16 protein-coding genes are annotated in these 14,417 nt (G+C 59.6%); 6 read left to right on the forward strand and 10 right to left on the reverse strand.

What is annotated here, in order from left to right; translation table 11 throughout:
* Positions 1-176 precede the first annotated feature (176 nt).
* The 6 genes from hemA to AB4N43_RS21755 all read left to right on the forward strand — a co-directional run bounded on the left by hemA (position 177) and on the right by AB4N43_RS21755 (position 5,542).
* Positions 177-1,466, forward strand: coding sequence for a glutamyl-tRNA reductase (gene hemA / locus AB4N43_RS21730; protein ID WP_027925952.1), 1,290 nt, complete (start codon positions 177-179; stop codon positions 1,464-1,466).
* Positions 1,463-2,545 carry a peptide chain release factor 1 gene (prfA, locus tag AB4N43_RS21735; RefSeq protein WP_027925953.1) on the forward strand — a complete coding sequence of 361 codons (1,083 nt, stop codon included), beginning with the start codon at positions 1,463-1,465 and terminating at the stop codon, positions 2,543-2,545. The genes hemA and prfA overlap by 4 nt, the downstream gene beginning before the upstream one ends.
* A complete protein-coding gene (gene prmC / locus AB4N43_RS21740) occupies positions 2,546-3,376 on the forward strand; it encodes a peptide chain release factor N(5)-glutamine methyltransferase (protein WP_460151935.1) in 831 nt (276 codons plus the stop codon).
* Positions 3,370-4,125, forward strand: a complete 756-nt coding sequence (locus AB4N43_RS21745; RefSeq protein WP_027925955.1) for a molybdopterin-synthase adenylyltransferase MoeB — start codon at positions 3,370-3,372, stop codon at positions 4,123-4,125. The genes prmC and AB4N43_RS21745 overlap by 7 nt, the downstream gene beginning before the upstream one ends.
* Complete coding sequence (murI, locus tag AB4N43_RS21750) at positions 4,118-4,909, forward strand: glutamate racemase (RefSeq protein ID WP_194940623.1); 792 nt, start codon at positions 4,118-4,120, stop codon at positions 4,907-4,909. Before AB4N43_RS21745 ends, murI begins: the two co-directional genes overlap by 8 nt.
* A 114-nt stretch (positions 4,910-5,023) precedes the next feature.
* Positions 5,024-5,542, forward strand: coding sequence for an acyloxyacyl hydrolase (locus AB4N43_RS21755; RefSeq protein ID WP_027925957.1), 519 nt, complete (start codon positions 5,024-5,026; stop codon positions 5,540-5,542).
* 104 nt (positions 5,543-5,646) lie between these two features.
* Here AB4N43_RS21755 and AB4N43_RS21760 read toward each other — a convergent pair whose 3' ends face one another.
* From AB4N43_RS21760 to AB4N43_RS21805, 10 genes are read right to left on the reverse strand one after another with little or no spacing between them, the layout of a single operon-like run.
* Positions 5,647-5,952, reverse strand: coding sequence for a YkgJ family cysteine cluster protein (locus AB4N43_RS21760; protein ID WP_007942663.1), 306 nt, complete (start codon positions 5,950-5,952; stop codon positions 5,647-5,649).
* 53 nt (positions 5,953-6,005) lie between these two features.
* Entirely contained in the window at positions 6,006-6,509 is a 504-nt protein-coding gene (locus tag AB4N43_RS21765) for a DUF2878 domain-containing protein (protein WP_027925958.1), read from the reverse strand.
* Positions 6,502-7,773 (reverse strand): SAM-dependent methyltransferase, encoded by a 1,272-nt coding sequence (locus AB4N43_RS21770; protein ID WP_027925959.1) that lies wholly within the window; start codon positions 7,771-7,773, stop codon positions 6,502-6,504. The genes AB4N43_RS21765 and AB4N43_RS21770 overlap by 8 nt, the downstream gene beginning before the upstream one ends.
* Positions 7,760-8,575, reverse strand: coding sequence for a DUF1365 domain-containing protein (locus AB4N43_RS21775; RefSeq protein WP_027925960.1), 816 nt, complete (start codon positions 8,573-8,575; stop codon positions 7,760-7,762). The genes AB4N43_RS21770 and AB4N43_RS21775 overlap by 14 nt, the downstream gene beginning before the upstream one ends.
* Positions 8,572-9,819 carry an NAD(P)/FAD-dependent oxidoreductase gene (locus AB4N43_RS21780; protein WP_410922928.1) on the reverse strand — a complete coding sequence of 416 codons (1,248 nt, stop codon included), beginning with the start codon at positions 9,817-9,819 and terminating at the stop codon, positions 8,572-8,574. Before AB4N43_RS21780 ends, AB4N43_RS21775 begins: the two co-directional genes overlap by 4 nt.
* Positions 9,816-10,598: an SDR family NAD(P)-dependent oxidoreductase gene (locus tag AB4N43_RS21785; RefSeq protein ID WP_027925962.1), complete on the reverse strand. Its 783-nt coding sequence runs from the start codon at positions 10,596-10,598 to the stop codon at positions 9,816-9,818. The genes AB4N43_RS21780 and AB4N43_RS21785 overlap by 4 nt, the downstream gene beginning before the upstream one ends.
* Positions 10,595-11,017 (reverse strand): nuclear transport factor 2 family protein, encoded by a 423-nt coding sequence (locus AB4N43_RS21790; protein WP_460151936.1) that lies wholly within the window; start codon positions 11,015-11,017, stop codon positions 10,595-10,597. The genes AB4N43_RS21785 and AB4N43_RS21790 overlap by 4 nt, the downstream gene beginning before the upstream one ends.
* Positions 11,010-12,455, reverse strand: a complete 1,446-nt coding sequence (gene phrB / locus AB4N43_RS21795; RefSeq protein ID WP_460151937.1) for a deoxyribodipyrimidine photo-lyase — start codon at positions 12,453-12,455, stop codon at positions 11,010-11,012. Before phrB ends, AB4N43_RS21790 begins: the two co-directional genes overlap by 8 nt.
* Before the next feature lie 20 nt (positions 12,456-12,475).
* On the reverse strand, positions 12,476-13,417 hold the full coding sequence (locus tag AB4N43_RS21800; protein ID WP_027925965.1) for a MerR family transcriptional regulator: 942 nt from the start codon (positions 13,415-13,417) through the stop codon (positions 12,476-12,478).
* Positions 13,417-14,379, reverse strand: a complete 963-nt coding sequence (locus AB4N43_RS21805) for a YbgA family protein (RefSeq protein WP_059182166.1) — start codon at positions 14,377-14,379, stop codon at positions 13,417-13,419. The genes AB4N43_RS21800 and AB4N43_RS21805 overlap by 1 nt, the downstream gene beginning before the upstream one ends.
* Between the last annotated feature and the right edge of the window lie 38 nt (positions 14,380-14,417).

Here is a 14,417-nt window from a genome sequence, read left to right on the forward strand (position 1 = left end):
AGAGGACGACTAACCTGCGGTCGGATCATCATGACACAAGCCTTCGGCCAAACATAACCGAGTCTCAATCGAGGCCTTTATAGAGGCAGGACATTGGGACAATAGTCAGCGGTAGTTGTTCTGTCTGTGGCGAAGTAGGACAATTGCCGGCTTCACGTCACCATCAGCGACCTTGAATGGCCTTCCTTGCACTCGGTATCAACCACAAGACTGCGTCAGTAGACGTCCGCGAGCGCGTGGCCTTTACCCCTGAGCAGCTGGTGGAGGCCTTGCAGCAGCTCTGCCGCCTCACCGACAGCCGCGAAGCTGCGATCCTCTCCACCTGCAATCGCAGTGAGCTCTATATAGAACAGGATCACCTTTCGGCGGACATCGTGTTGCGCTGGCTGGCCGATTATCACCATTTGAGCCTCGAAGAGCTGCGTGCGAGCAGTTATGTGCACGAAGATGATGCGGCAGTTCGTCACATGATGCGGGTCGCCTCCGGGCTCGATTCGCTGGTGTTGGGCGAACCGCAGATCCTCGGCCAGATGAAATCCGCTTACGCCGTGGCGCGTGAGGCCGGCACCATCGGTCCATTGCTCGGGCGCTTGTTTCAGGCGACGTTCAACGCGGCCAAGCAGGTGCGCACCGACACCGCCATCGGCGAAAACCCGGTGTCCGTGGCGTTTGCCGCGGTCAGCCTGGCCAAACAGATTTTCAGCGACCTGCAACGCAGCCAGGCCTTGTTGATTGGGGCCGGTGAAACCATCACCCTGGTCGCCCGTCATTTGCATGAATTGGGTGTGAAGCGCATCGTCGTCGCCAACCGCACCCTGGAACGGGCGAGTATTCTGGCCGAGCAGTTCGGGGCTCACGCTGTGTTGCTCTCGGACATCCCGGCCGAACTGGTGCGCAGCGACATCGTCATCAGCTCCACTGCCAGCCAGTTGCCGATCCTTGGCAAAGGCGCGGTGGAAAGTGCGCTGAAGCTGCGCAAGCACAAGCCGATCTTCATGGTGGACATCGCCGTCCCGCGCGATATCGAGCCGGAAGTCGGCGAACTCGACGACGTTTACCTGTACAGCGTCGACGATCTGCACGAAGTGGTCGCCGAGAACCTCAAAAGTCGTCAGGGCGCAGCCCAGGCGGCGGAAGAGATGGTCTCGGTCGGCGCCGAAGATTTCATGGTGCGCCTGCGCGAACTGGCGGCGGTGGATGTGCTCAAGGCCTATCGTCAGCAAAGCGAGCGCATGCGTGACGAAGAATTACAGAAGGCCCAGCGTCAGCTGGCCAACGGCACCAGCGCCGAAGACGTGCTGGTGCAACTGGCGCGCGGCCTGACCAACAAACTGTTGCATGCGCCCAGCGTGCAATTGAAAAAGCTCTCTGCCGAAGGCCGCCTCGATGCGCTGGCCATGGCTCAAGAGCTCTTTGCCCTGAATGAGGGCTCATCGGATAGCTTTTCGGATAAAAAACCGCAATGAAAGCGTCACTGCTCAATAAGCTGGACATCCTCCAGGACCGTTTCGAGGAATTGACCGCCTTGCTTGGCGATGGCGAAGTCATTTCCGATCAGAACAAATTCCGCACCTACTCCAAGGAATACGCAGAGGTCGAGCCCATCGTCGGCACCTATAAGCAGTTGCTCAAAGTGCAAGGCGACCTCGAAGGCGCCCAGGCACTGCTCAAGGACAGCGACCCGGACATGCGTGAAATGGCCGTGGAAGAAGTCCGCGAAGCCAAGGAGCAACTGATCGAACTCGAAGCCAGCCTGCAACGCATGCTGCTGCCCAAAGACCCGAACGACGGGCGCAACGTGTTCCTCGAAATTCGTGCCGGCACCGGCGGCGACGAGGCCGCAATTTTCTCCGGCGACCTGTTCCGCATGTATTCGCGTTACGCCGAGCGTCGCGGCTGGCGGGTGGAAATCCTCTCCGAGAACGAGGGCGAACACGGTGGCTATAAAGAAGTCATTGCCCGGGTCGAAGGCGACAACGTTTACGGCAAACTGAAATTCGAATCCGGCGCGCATCGCGTGCAACGGGTGCCGGCCACCGAGTCCCAGGGCCGAATCCACACCTCGGCCTGCACCGTGGCGGTGTTGCCTGAGCCGGACGAGCAGGAAGCGATCGAAATCAACCCGGCGGACCTGCGGGTCGATACCTATCGCTCCTCCGGTGCCGGTGGTCAGCACGTCAACAAGACCGACTCGGCCATCCGCATCACGCACTTGCCATCCGGCATTGTCGTGGAGTGCCAGGAAGAACGTTCCCAGCACAAGAACCGCGCCCGGGCGATGTCCTGGCTGTCGGCCAAACTCAACGATCAGCAGACCAGCGCCGCGGCCAATGCCATCGCCAGCGAGCGTAAGTTACTGGTCGGTTCCGGTGATCGTTCGGAGCGGATTCGTACCTACAACTTCGCCCAGGGCCGGGTCACCGACCACCGGGTCAACCTGACGCTGTACTCGCTCGACGAAATTCTCGCCGGCGGGGTCGATGCGGTGATCGAGCCGTTGCTGGCCGAGTACCAGGCTGATCAATTGGCGGCGATAGGTGAGTAAATGACGATCATTGCCAGTTTGTTGCGCGCCGCCGACTTGCCCGACTCGCCGACTGCGCGTCTGGATGCCGAGTTGTTGCTGGCTGCCGCGTTGGGCAAGCCGCGCAGTTTTCTCCACACCTGGCCGGAGCGCATTGTTCCCAGTGAAGCGGCGCTGACGTTTGCCAGTTACCTGCAGCGTCGTCGTGGCGGTGAGCCGGTGGCTTACATTCTGGGGCAGCAAGGGTTCTGGAAGCTGGACCTGGAAGTGGCACCGCACACGCTGATCCCGCGTCCTGACACGGAATTGCTGGTGGAAGCCGCGCTTGAGCTGTTGCCGGCGACCCCGGCCAAGGTCCTCGATCTCGGCACCGGCAGCGGCGCCATCGCCCTGGCCTTGGCCAGCGAACGTCCGGGCTGGAAGGTCACGGCGGTGGATCGCGTGCTGGAAGCTGTGGCCCTGGCCGAGCGCAACCGTCAACGCCTGCACCTCAATAACGCCACGGTGCTGAGCAGTCATTGGTTCAGCGCCCTGGCTGGCCAGCGTTTCCAACTGATCATCAGCAACCCGCCTTACATCCCGTCTTCCGATCCGCATCTGGTGGAGGGCGATGTGCGCTTCGAACCGGCCAGTGCCATGGTGGCCGGTGTCGACGGGCTCGACGATCTGCGCTTGATCGTCGCCCAGGCGCCGGATTATCTGGACGCGGGTGGCTGGCTGATGCTCGAACACGGCTACGATCAAGCCAGTGCCGTGCGCGACTTGCTGCTGACCCGCGGCTTTGAAAACGTCCACAGCCGAATAGATCTGGGTGGACACGAACGTATCAGCCTGGGATGCCTGCCGTGCTGAATGATCAGGAATTGTTGCGCTACAGTCGGCAGATTCTGCTGCAACACGTCGACATCGACGGTCAGTTGCGACTGAAAGAAAGCCGCGTGTTGATTGTCGGCCTCGGTGGTCTCGGCTCACCGGTTGCGCTGTACCTGGCCGCGGCGGGTGTGGGTGAGTTGCACCTCGCCGACTTCGACACGGTCGACCTGACCAACCTGCAGCGCCAGATTATTCACGACACCGATAGCGTCGGCCTGAGCAAGGTTGACTCGGCGATTCGCCGTTTGACCGCCATCAATCCTGAGATTCAATTGATCGCCCACCGCACCGCGCTGGACGAAGATTCCCTCGCGGCAGCGGTTGCCGCGGTGGATCTGGTGCTGGACTGCTCCGACAATTTCTCCACCCGCGAAGCGGTCAATGCTGCCTGCGTCGCTGCCTGCAAACCGCTGGTCAGCGGCGCGGCGATTCGTCTCGAAGGGCAGTTGTCGGTGTTCGACCCGCGCCGTCCGGAAAGTCCGTGCTACCACTGCTTATACGGGCATGGCAGCGAAGCCGAACTGACGTGCAGTGAGGCCGGCGTCGTCGGTCCGTTGGTGGGACTGGTCGGAAGCCTTCAGGCACTGGAAGCCCTGAAACTGTTGGTCGGTTTCGGGGAGCCGCTGGTGGGGCGTCTGTTGCTGATCGATGCGCTGGGCTCGCGCTTCCGTGAATTACGGGTCAAGCGTGATCCGGGTTGCAGCGTCTGTGGTTCGACACATGCGTGAAGCGCCGATTGGCGTGTTCGACTCCGGCGTCGGTGGGCTCTCGGTGCTGGCCGAGATCCAGCGGTTGCTGCCTAACGAGTCACTGCTGTACGTCGCCGACTGCGGGAACATTCCCTACGGCGAGAAAACCCCGGAATTCATCCGCCAGCGCTGCAGCGTCATGGCCGATTTTTTCCAGCAGCAGGGCGCCAAAGCCCTGGTGCTGGCGTGCAACACCGCGACCGTCGCTGGCGTCGCTGACTTGCGTCGCGATTATCCGCAGTGGCCGATTGTCGGCATGGAGCCGGCGGTCAAGCCCGCCGCCGCCGCGACCCGCAGTGGCGTGGTTGGCGTGCTCGCCACCACCGGCACCTTGCAGAGTGCCAAATTCGCCGCGTTGCTCGACCGTTTCGCCACCGATGTGCGCGTCATCACTCAACCGTGTCCCGGCCTGGTAGAACTGATTGAAAACGGTGATCTGCACAGCGAGGCATTGCGCCAGTTGTTGGCCAGGTATGTCGAGCCGTTGCTCGGCGCCGGGTGCGACACCTTGATTTTGGGCTGCACGCATTATCCCTTCCTGAAGCCTTTGCTAAAGCAGATGATCCCCGATGACATCAGCCTGATCGACACGGGGGCGGCTGTTGCGCGACAACTTCAGCGTCTGTTGGCCGAGCGTGAACTGCTCGCTGACGGGCCGGCGCGTGCTACCGAGTTCTGGACGAGTGCCGATCCGGTTCATTTCAGAAATATCTTGCCGATACTGTGGAATACGGCCGGCGTTGTGAGAAGCTTCGAGCGTTAACTAAAAAGTTGGGGCCGTGCGGGTAATTGGGGTGAACTTCTGATTAAGCGTCGACTTCTATAGCGTTGAGTAACAAAAAAACCATACGAAATCGTTCGGAAAAGGATGTTTCTAGTGAAGCGACTATTCTGCTTGGCCGCGATTGCGGCCGCTTTGATGGGGCAAAGTTTTACCGCACAGGCGGCAGGCGTGGAGTTCGGGGTCGGTCAGACCACCGAATCAACCATGACCTATCGACTGGGCATGCAATTCGACTGGGATCAGAGCTGGTGGCAAAGCGACGTGGGTCGCCTGACCGGTTACTGGAGTGGCGCCTATACCTATTGGGAAGGTGACAAGAGCTCCAGCAACAACAGCCTGTCGTTCTCGCCGGTGTTCGTTTACGAATTTGCCGGGCAGTCGATCAAACCTTACCTCGAGGCGGGGATTGGTGTGGCGGTGTTCTCCCACACTGAAGTCGAAGACAACAACATTGGCCAGGCTTTCCAGTTCGAAGACCGTTTCGGCGCTGGCCTGCGTTTCACCGGCGGGCACGAAGTCGGGATTCGAGCGACGCATTATTCCAATGCGGGTATGGCCAGTCACAACGACGGCGTAGAAAGCTACTCGCTGCACTACACAATGCCGTTGTAACTTCAAAAGCATCGCGAGCAAGCCACGCTCCCACAGGTGACGCAATCTCCTGTGGAAGCATGGCTTGCCCGCGATGGCGTCAGAAGGTGCAACGCCTTTTCAGGTTACCGATACGCCGTGCTGATCCCCTGGCGTTCTTCGATGCATTCCGGTGCGCCCATCTCGAATTCCCGGCAGATCAGCGGGCGCTTTTCGTAGATGGTGCACATCATGCTGTTGCGATCCAGCGCCGCACACCAGCCGTCGTCCAGACGCAGCATGACTTCCCCGCCCCAATCATCCGTATCGATAAAACGTTCAGGCACGCCCGTGTCGGTGATCAGCATCACTTCGAGCTGACAGCAGCAAGCCGCGCAGGTCGAGCACGTAACAGCCGGCTCGGCGATTTGCGTGTGGGGAATGGTTTTCATGGTGCGCAGTGTAAGGCAGTGGGCCGCTGCTGTGTGAAAGGCCAGACGGACGCTCAGTGGCGGGTGTCTGACGTGAGTCGCTGCGCCATGAAGTGAAGTGCAGGAAACAGGGCTGCCCAAAGCAGCCCGATGCCAATCAAGGTCGGCCATTGTCCATAAGGAAACTGCACGTCCGCCAATTGTCCGCCTGCGTAATACGACAATGGCCCGCCGACGGCGCCGAGCATGCTACCGAGCCACCAGGGGTTGGCGGTCCACGCCAGGCTATGACGCAACGTCGTTGCCAGCAGTGCCCACAACAGCATCAGCCACAACGGAATCAATGGCGCGACGTCGTTGAAATCGAATACGCCCAGCCAGCGCAATGAACTGTCGACAGTGGTGCCCAGCAGCACAACGCTGAGAATCAATCGACCTTCATCGGTCCAGCGACTTATCCACAGCAGATGAATCACCAGCACTGCCAGTGGCACCAGCAACCACAGGCTGCTGCCGCCGACCACGCAGGCAAACCAGCCGAGCTGAAACAATACTGCATTAGCCACGCGTTCAGGCATCGAAACGGCCCAGCAGCGGCGCGGTGATCGCAGACGGTTTGGCCAACAGCAATTGTGCCGTGCCGATGGTGCGCTCCAAAAAGCCGCCTTCGCAGTAGCACAGGTAAAACTCCCAAAGCCGCAGGAAATAATCGTCGTAGCCCAACTCGCTCAAACGGCCCTGGGCACGTCGAAAATTGTCATGCCACAGGCGCAGGGTTCGCGCATAGTGCAAACCGAAATCCTCCATGTGCAGCAGGTTCATGTCGGTGTCGCGACTGACGATCTCGAGCATTTTCTGCACGCAGGGCAGGGCACCGCCGGGGAAGATGTAGCGCTGGATGAAGTCGACGTTGCCCTTGGCCTGTTCGTAGCGTTGCTCGCGAATGGTGATGGCCTGCAGCAGCATCAAGCCGTTGCTTTTGAGCAAGTGCGCGCATTGCTTGAAGTAAGTCGGCAGAAAGCGGTGACCGACTGCTTCGATCATCTCGATCGACACCAGTTTGTCGTACTGACCGGTGAGGTCGCGGTAATCCTTGAGCAACAGTGTGACCTGGCCTTGCAGGCCAAGGGTTTCGATTCGTTGGGCGGTAAACGCGAACTGCTCTTTCGAGAGCGTGGTGGTGGTGACCTTGCAGCCGTAATGCTGCGCGGCGTAAAGCGCCATGCTGCCCCAGCCGGTGCCGATTTCCAGCAGGTGATCGTTGGGTTGCAAGGCCAGTTTCTGGCAGATCCTTTCGAGTTTGTTCAACTGCGCCTGTTCGAGGCTGTCTTCGGGGCTAAGGAATTGCGCAGCGGAATACATCATGGTCGGATCGAGAAACTGCTCGAACAGGTCATTGCCCAGGTCGTAATGGGCGGCGATGTTTTTCTGCGAGCCCTTGCGGGTGTTGCGATTGAGCCAGTGCAGTCCTTGAACGAAAGGCCGGCCGAGTTTTGCCAGGCCACCTTCCAGCGCATCCAGCACGTCGAGGTTGCTGACGAAGACGCGCACCACGGCGGTCAGGTCCGGCGAACTCCAATAACCGTGGATGAACGCTTCACCCGCGCCAATGGAACCGTTGCTCGCCACCCATCCCCATGCCGCGGCGTCGAGGATGTGAATTTCCCCGATCAGATGACTGCCGGCCGTGCCGAAGACATGCCGTTCGCCGTCCTCGATGACCACCAGTTGCCCGTGTTTAAGCGCTGCAAGTTGCCGTAGCACGCCGCGGCGCAGCAACGCTCCGGTCAAGCTGTGGGGGCCGGACAAATTGACTTTGCCCAAGAGGCTAGAGGATTTCATGACGGCGATCCTTGGAGGGGGGTATGGCGGTTTGAACGCTACCAACGGCAACCCGATGAGCAAACACCGGGGTGCGTTTAAGCAAAAGGCGCAGCGCCTGCCAGTAAATCGCCAGGCAGGTTTTCGCGGTCATCCAGGGAAACTGCCGCAGGTAACGGTGCAGGCTGCTGCGGTTTAGCGTTTCGCGATGCAGGTTCAGGGTGGCGTCGAAGAGTTTCAGTTCACCCTGCCAGTCCGCCATGTGCACGCCGAGCGTGTTGGCGACAGGGCTGAAACTCATCCGATACTCGAGATCCCGCGGTAAAAATGGCGATACATCAAATGCCTTGGTCACCACGAAATGCTGATGGAAATCGAACCGGTTCTCAGGCGACCTCGCTGGCAACACATAGAGAAAACGTTCTCGCCACGGCGTGTTAGTGACTTCGCAAACAATCGCAGCCAATTGCCCATCGGCTTCATGGCAATAGAAGAAACTCACCGGATTGAACGACAGACCCCAACTGCGCACCTGTGTCAGCAGGCATATCGACCCTTGCGGGGCATGGCCGATGACTTCGCTGACTTGCTGGCGAACCGCATCAATCAGGCGCATGCCCTTGCCGGTAAAGGTTTTCAGGTAATCCGTTTCGCGAAACGAGTAGGGTGCAAAGCGGCTGGTGCCGGACAGGGGCGACAAGCCGAGCACGGCGTCCTGCTCGTCGAGGTCCAGGTACAGCAGGCCGATCCGATAGCGGAAGGCGTGGTGCCTTGGGGCAAACCGCCGGTGGGCAATCCAGCCGCTGTAGAGGGCGCTGTTCACAGCACTTCTCCAAAGGAGCGGGCGACTCGCAAGGCGCTGACCACACCGTCTTCATGGAAACCGTTGGCCCAATAAGCGCCGCAAAAATGGCTGTGTTGTGTGCCATCCAGTTCATCCCAACGACCTTGCGCGGCGACGGCTGCCAGGCTGTATTGCGGATGGGCGTAGGTGAATGTGCCGAGCACTTTGTCAGGGCTGATGCCGGCGCTCTGGTTGAGGCTGACGCAAAACGTGGTATCGCTCTGCAAACCTTGGAGGATGTTCATGTCGTAGGTGACGGCGGCCAGTGTGTGACTGGCGCCCCCTAGGCGATAATTCCAGCTGGCCCAGGCCCGTTTGCCCACGGGCAACAAGCGCGTATCAGTGTGCAGCACCACTTCATTATCGGCGTAGGGCAGGGCACCGAGGATCGACCGTTCCGCATCGCTCGGCCTGGCCAACAGTTTCAACGCCTGATCGCTGTGGCAGGCAAACACGACTTTATCGAAGCGTTCGCTGCCAGCAACGCTGTGAATAACCACACCTGCGTCATCACGCTCGACGCGCGTCACGGGGCAGTTGAGACGAATCTTCTCGCGAAATGAGGCGGTCAGCGGTCCGACGTAGGCATTGGAACCGCCTTCAATCACGCACCATTGCGGGCGATTGTTGACGGACAACAGCCCGTGATTCTTGAAAAACCGCACAAAAAACTGCAATGGGAAACCGAGCATGTCCGCCATGGACATTGACCAGATCGCCGCCCCCATGGGCACGATGTAATGCAGGATAAAGCGCTCGCCGTAGTGTCCGGCCTTCAAGTAATCATCCAGCGTGGTGTCGGCGGCGATGCGCCCTTGCGCCAGGTCGCGCTGGGCTTCTTTATTGAAGCGCAGAATATCGCGCAACATGCCCCAGAATCCGGGCGACAACAGGTTGCGGCGTTGGGCGAACAGGCTGTTCAGATTGTTGCCGTTGTACTCAAGACCGGTATCCGGGTCCGTCACCGAGAAACTCATCTCAGTCGGTTTGAAACCCACCCCGAGCTGGCCCAGCAGGCGGATGAAATTCGGGTAGGTCCGGTTGTTGAAGACAATGAAACCGGTGTCGACCGCATAGCGCTGGCCATCGACCGACACGTCGACCGTGTGGGTATGACCGCCCGCCCGGTTGCCAGCCTCGAACAGGGTGATCTCATGCCGGCGATTCAGCAGGTAGGCGCAGGTCAGTCCCGAGATGCCGCTGCCGATGATGGCGATGTTCATGGGCGATCCTGGATCGGCGCAGGGCTGCGCACCATGCGTTTGCCGATGGCCAGTTTCACCGCGTTGGGCATTTTCGACAGAGGCCACAGTGCCGCCATGAACAGGCCGGGAAACGCGATCTCCAATGGCCGGTTCTTGAGTTTGGCGAAGATGTGCCGGGCCGCTTTACCCACCGGCCAACTGAGCGGCATCGGGAAGTCATTCTTGGCCGTCAGCGGTGTCTCGACGAAGCCTGGGCTGACAATAGTGACTTCGATGCCTTCCGGCGCGAGATCAATGCGCAGCGATTCAAACAGGTAGCGCAGCCCGGCCTTCGACGCACCATAGGCTTCGGCACGCGGCAGCGGCAAGTACGTAACGGAGCTCGCGACGGCCACCAGGTGCGGCGCGGTGCCTTTGCGCAGCAATGGTAACGCCGCCTCGATGCAATAGGCGCTGGCGAGCAGATTGGTGCGCACCACGTGTTCGACAATCGATGAGTCAAATTGCTGGACGTCGATGTATTCGCAGGTGCCCGCGTTGAGAATAACGGTGTCCAGCGAGCCCCAGACTTGCGCAATCTGCTCACCGATTTCACGCACCTGCTGGCTGTTGGTCAGGTCACCCGGCACCACCAGCACTTGTCCGGGATAGCGCAAGGACAAGACCTTCAACACGGCTGTCGAGCGTGCACTGACGGCCACGTGAGCGCCGGTCTTGAGTATTTCTTCGGCCAGCGAGGCGCCAATACCGCTGCTGGCGCCGGTCAACCAGTAGCGCCGTGGAGTTGCCAGGCTCATCTCATTCTCCTTTTTAGCCAGGCAATCGCCCGACCCAATACGGGTAGATGTTCGTAAATCAACGCCCCGGCATCGAAGTAATCCCGATGCCGATAAACCTTGTCGCGCCAAAGCAGGTGAGAGCAACCTTCCACTCGTATCAACTGGCCGTTGGCCAGGCGCGGGTGGCGGTAACTCATGACCCAGCGCAGATAGCCTTCGCCTTCACTGATGTGGTCGAAACCGTGAAACTCGAAATGCAGGTCACTGACATTGGTATAGAGATCGGTGAAGTAGCTGCGCAACGCCACCAGGCCTTGTACTTCATGCAGCGGGTCAGTGAATTGCACATCATGGGTGTAAAGCTGATTGAGGTGGTGCAGGTTGTCCTTGTCCAAGGCCGCAAACTGCTCGGCAAAACGCCGCAGGAAATCACTCATGGCGTCCTCCGGCCTGTTGTCGCGAAGGCAGGCTCTTGAACGCGGCCAGCGCTCGTTGTCGGGACGTGCTCAGATTGACGATCGGCGATGGATAATCCGCCACACCGAACAGTCCGCCGAGGTTGGCCGGATTGTGAACTTCCTTTTTATTGAGCCCGGCCAGTTCTGGCAGCCAGTGCTTGATGAACACGCCTTCGGTGTCGAATTTTTCCGATTGGCTCAGCGGGTTGAAAATCCGGAAGTAGGGCGCCGAATCGGTGCCGGTGGATGAGCTCCACTGCCATCCACCGTTATTCGCCGCCAGATCGCCGTCGATCAAGTGCCGCATGAAAAAGCGCTCGCCTTCGCGCCAGTCGATCAGCAGGTTCTTGGTCAGGAACATCGCCACCACCATGCGCAGCCGGTTGTGCATCCAGCCGGTCTCAAGCAATTGACGCATGGCCGCGTCGATGATCGGCAGACCGGTGCGCGCTTCTTGCCACGCCAGCAGTTCTTCTGGAGCGTTGCGCCAGGCAAGGGCTTCGGTTTCCGGGCGAAAGGCGCGATGGCGGGAGACTCGCGGGTAACCCACCAGAATATGTTTGTAGAACTCGCGCCACAGCAATTCGTTGATCCAGGTGACGGCGCCGACCTTGCCGCTTTCGAATTCGCCCTGATTGGTTTGCAGGGCGGCGTGCAGGCATTGGCGCGGGGAAATCACCCCGGCGGCGAGATAGGCCGAGAGCTGGCTGGTGCCGGGCTTGGCCGGGAAGTCCCGTTCGTCTTTGTAGTAGTCGATCTGAGCGTCGGCGAAGGTGTCGAGGCGGCGTCGGGCTTCGGCTTCACCGGCGGGCCAGAGTGTGCGCAGGCTTTCACTCGGTGTTTCGAAGCCGTCGACGCTTGAGGGAATGTTTTCGTTGTTGATCGCCAGTGGCGCCTGGACAGCCGGCGCAGCGATCAGGCTCGGCAATGCCCCGCGCAATCTGTCGTAGCAGACCTTGCGGAACTGACTGAAGACCTGAAAGTAAGTGCCGGTCCTGGTGAGCACGGTGCCCGGTTTGAACAGCAATTGGTCAAGGTAGCTATGGAAGTCGATGCCATTGGCGTTCAGCGTTTGGGCCACCGCCGCATCACGACGGCTTTCATGAACACCGTACTCTTCGTTCACGTGTACGGCGTCGACCTTCAACTGCTGACACATTTCGAGCAGCACCTTCGGCGCTTCATCCCAGTGAGATGCGTTGCGGATCAGCAAGGGGATGTTCAGATCACCCAGTGCGCGATTCAGTTCACGCAAGTTTCGCAGCCAGAAATCCACTTTGCATGGCGCATCGTCGTGTTCCAGCCACTGCTGCGGGCTCAACAGGTATACCGCCACCGTAGGGCCGCGAGCCGCGGCAGCCGAGAGGGCGGTGTTGTCATGTAGGCGCAAGTCGCTGCGCAGCCAGATCAATTGCATGGTTGTGTCCGCACGATTCATTAAATTAGCCCACGCAGAACCAGGGCCTGATGCGCCGATAACGGGTCTTCCGCGAAGGACAAATCAACGATTCCGGAAGTTCTTACGGACAACTCGGCGTGGTGGATGCATACCGTTGGTCCGGCAATCATTTTTGGGCAACTGACGCCATTCAACAGTTTTGGCAACTGGGAAAGGTTCATGGCTTTGCTGGAATACAGCAGTACGCCTCGGGCTTGCAGGTGATCAACCGCCATTGCGAGCTCGCCGGCAGGTAGAGGCCAGTCGAACACCTCCACCGGGCAATCGGCGCTGCTGATCAGCCAGGCGGTGAGCCACAGCTGAGGTTCCAGTGGTACATCGGAGTGATTGATCAACAGCAGGGGCGCGGCGCGCAACTGACGATTGTTATGGTAGATGCGTGCGCCGAATTTGCTGCGTAACCACGAATAAAAGAATGCCCGTTCCATCTGGGCACCAAACTGGCCCTGCCAGCGTTGGTCCAGTTCTGCCAGCAATGGCATCAGCAGTTGTTCGCACAAGGTGCGCGGTGGGTACAGCGCCATGGCTTGATTGACGGTGTCATCCAGGGTGCGTTCGTTCAGTTGCGACACCGCGTGCAGCAGCGTCTGGCGCAACACCTGCCAGTCGTTTTCAACGGGTTCGCTAAACGCTTGCGGCGTGTCCAGCAACTGCTTGACCTGGCTGACGGCCACGCCGCGATTGAGCCAGGTGAGGATCGTCTGGATGCGTTGAACGTGTTCGGCAGAGAACAGCCGATGGCCCTTGGGTGTGCGTTGCGGAACGATCAGCCCGTAGCGCCGTTCCCAGGCGCGCAGTGTCACGGCGTTGACACCGGTCTGGCGCGCCACTTCACGGATCGGCAGCCAGCCTTCGTCCAACGCTTTTTTAAAGTCGTCGCCGAGGTCTTCGCTGGCGCTGGTGTCGAGTGGGGATTTCATTAGATCGCGTTTCGCAGGCTGAGGTTTTCCGGGTGCGGTTGCAGGTAAACCTGTTGCGCAATGTAGGGATCCGGGTACTGGCGGAAGTAGTGCTTGAGCAGGGTCAATGGCACCACCAGCGGCACGATGCCTTGGCGGTACTGGCTGATGACGTGCTGCATTTCCTGTTTGTCTTCAGGGCTGGTGACTTGCTTGAGATAACCGCTGATGTGTTGCAGGACGTTGGTGTGGGTGCGCCGCGTGGCGCATTTTTTCAAGGCCTCCATCAGTTCGCGGAAGTAGCGTGGGCCGAGTTCTTCAGGATCGGTCTGGCCCATGTTGCCCAGCAGATTGCCCAGGGTTTTGTACTGCACCGGGTTATGCGCCATCAGCAGGTATTTGTAGCGCGAGTGAAACTCGGTGAGGTCGCGGCGGGTCAGGCCTTTTTGCAGTAATTGTTGCCAGGCGCTGTAGGCAAACACGCGAGTCAGAAAGTTTTCTCGCAGCACCGGGTCGTTGAGGCGGCCGTCTTCCTCTACCGGCAGGTCAGGGTGCAGTGCACAGAATGCCTCGGCATAGAGACCGCGTCCGCCGCCCTCCACTGGTACACCGTTGGCCTGATAGACCTTGACCCTTTCCAGGCCGCACGACGGGGACTTTTGCATAAAGATGTAGCCGCAAATGTCGCTTAACTGACCCGCCATTGTCTGGCCGTATTCTTTGAGTGGGCGGGTAACGTTGAGCTCGGCGTTAACGCTGCCTACCGCTTCGGGATGCAGTGGGTTGCCGACCAGGCGAATCGGTTCACGGGGGATACCGAGGCCGATGGCAACTTCCGGGCACACCGGGACAAAATCGAAATGATCAGCGAGTGTTCGACTGCACAGGCGTGATTCCTTGTGCCCGCCGTTATAGCGAACCTCGGCGCCCATCAGGCAGGCGCTGATAGCTATTTTTGGTCGGGTCGCTGGCTGGTCGCGCATCGAAGCACCTCGAATCTAAACTTGTACAGAGTTGGTTC

It is taken from the genome of Pseudomonas sp. S2_B07, assembly GCF_054668435.1.

Excerpts from the sequence above, each read along its gene's own strand:
- hemA (WP_027925952.1), top strand. The coding sequence starts at position 177 with ATGGCCTTCCTTGCACTCGGTATCAACCACAAGACTGCGTCAGTAGAC.
- prfA (WP_027925953.1), top strand. The coding sequence starts at position 1,463 with ATGAAAGCGTCACTGCTCAATAAGCTGGACATCCTCCAGGACCGTTTC.
- prmC (WP_460151935.1), top strand. The coding sequence starts at position 2,546 with ATGACGATCATTGCCAGTTTGTTGCGCGCCGCCGACTTGCCCGACTCG.
- murI (WP_194940623.1), top strand. The coding sequence starts at position 4,118 with ATGCGTGAAGCGCCGATTGGCGTGTTCGACTCCGGCGTCGGTGGGCTC.
- AB4N43_RS21760 (WP_007942663.1), bottom strand. The coding sequence starts at position 5,952 with ATGAAAACCATTCCCCACACGCAAATCGCCGAGCCGGCTGTTACGTGC.
- AB4N43_RS21765 (WP_027925958.1), bottom strand. The coding sequence starts at position 6,509 with ATGCCTGAACGCGTGGCTAATGCAGTATTGTTTCAGCTCGGCTGGTTT.
- AB4N43_RS21770 (WP_027925959.1), bottom strand. The coding sequence starts at position 7,773 with ATGAAATCCTCTAGCCTCTTGGGCAAAGTCAATTTGTCCGGCCCCCAC.
- AB4N43_RS21780 (WP_410922928.1), bottom strand. The coding sequence starts at position 9,819 with ATGAACATCGCCATCATCGGCAGCGGCATCTCGGGACTGACCTGCGCC.
- AB4N43_RS21785 (WP_027925962.1), bottom strand. The coding sequence starts at position 10,598 with ATGAGCCTGGCAACTCCACGGCGCTACTGGTTGACCGGCGCCAGCAGC.
- AB4N43_RS21790 (WP_460151936.1), bottom strand. The coding sequence starts at position 11,017 with ATGAGTGATTTCCTGCGGCGTTTTGCCGAGCAGTTTGCGGCCTTGGAC.
- phrB (WP_460151937.1), bottom strand. The coding sequence starts at position 12,455 with ATGCAATTGATCTGGCTGCGCAGCGACTTGCGCCTACATGACAACACC.
- AB4N43_RS21800 (WP_027925965.1), bottom strand. The coding sequence starts at position 13,417 with ATGAAATCCCCACTCGACACCAGCGCCAGCGAAGACCTCGGCGACGAC.
- AB4N43_RS21805 (WP_059182166.1), bottom strand. The coding sequence starts at position 14,379 with ATGCGCGACCAGCCAGCGACCCGACCAAAAATAGCTATCAGCGCCTGC.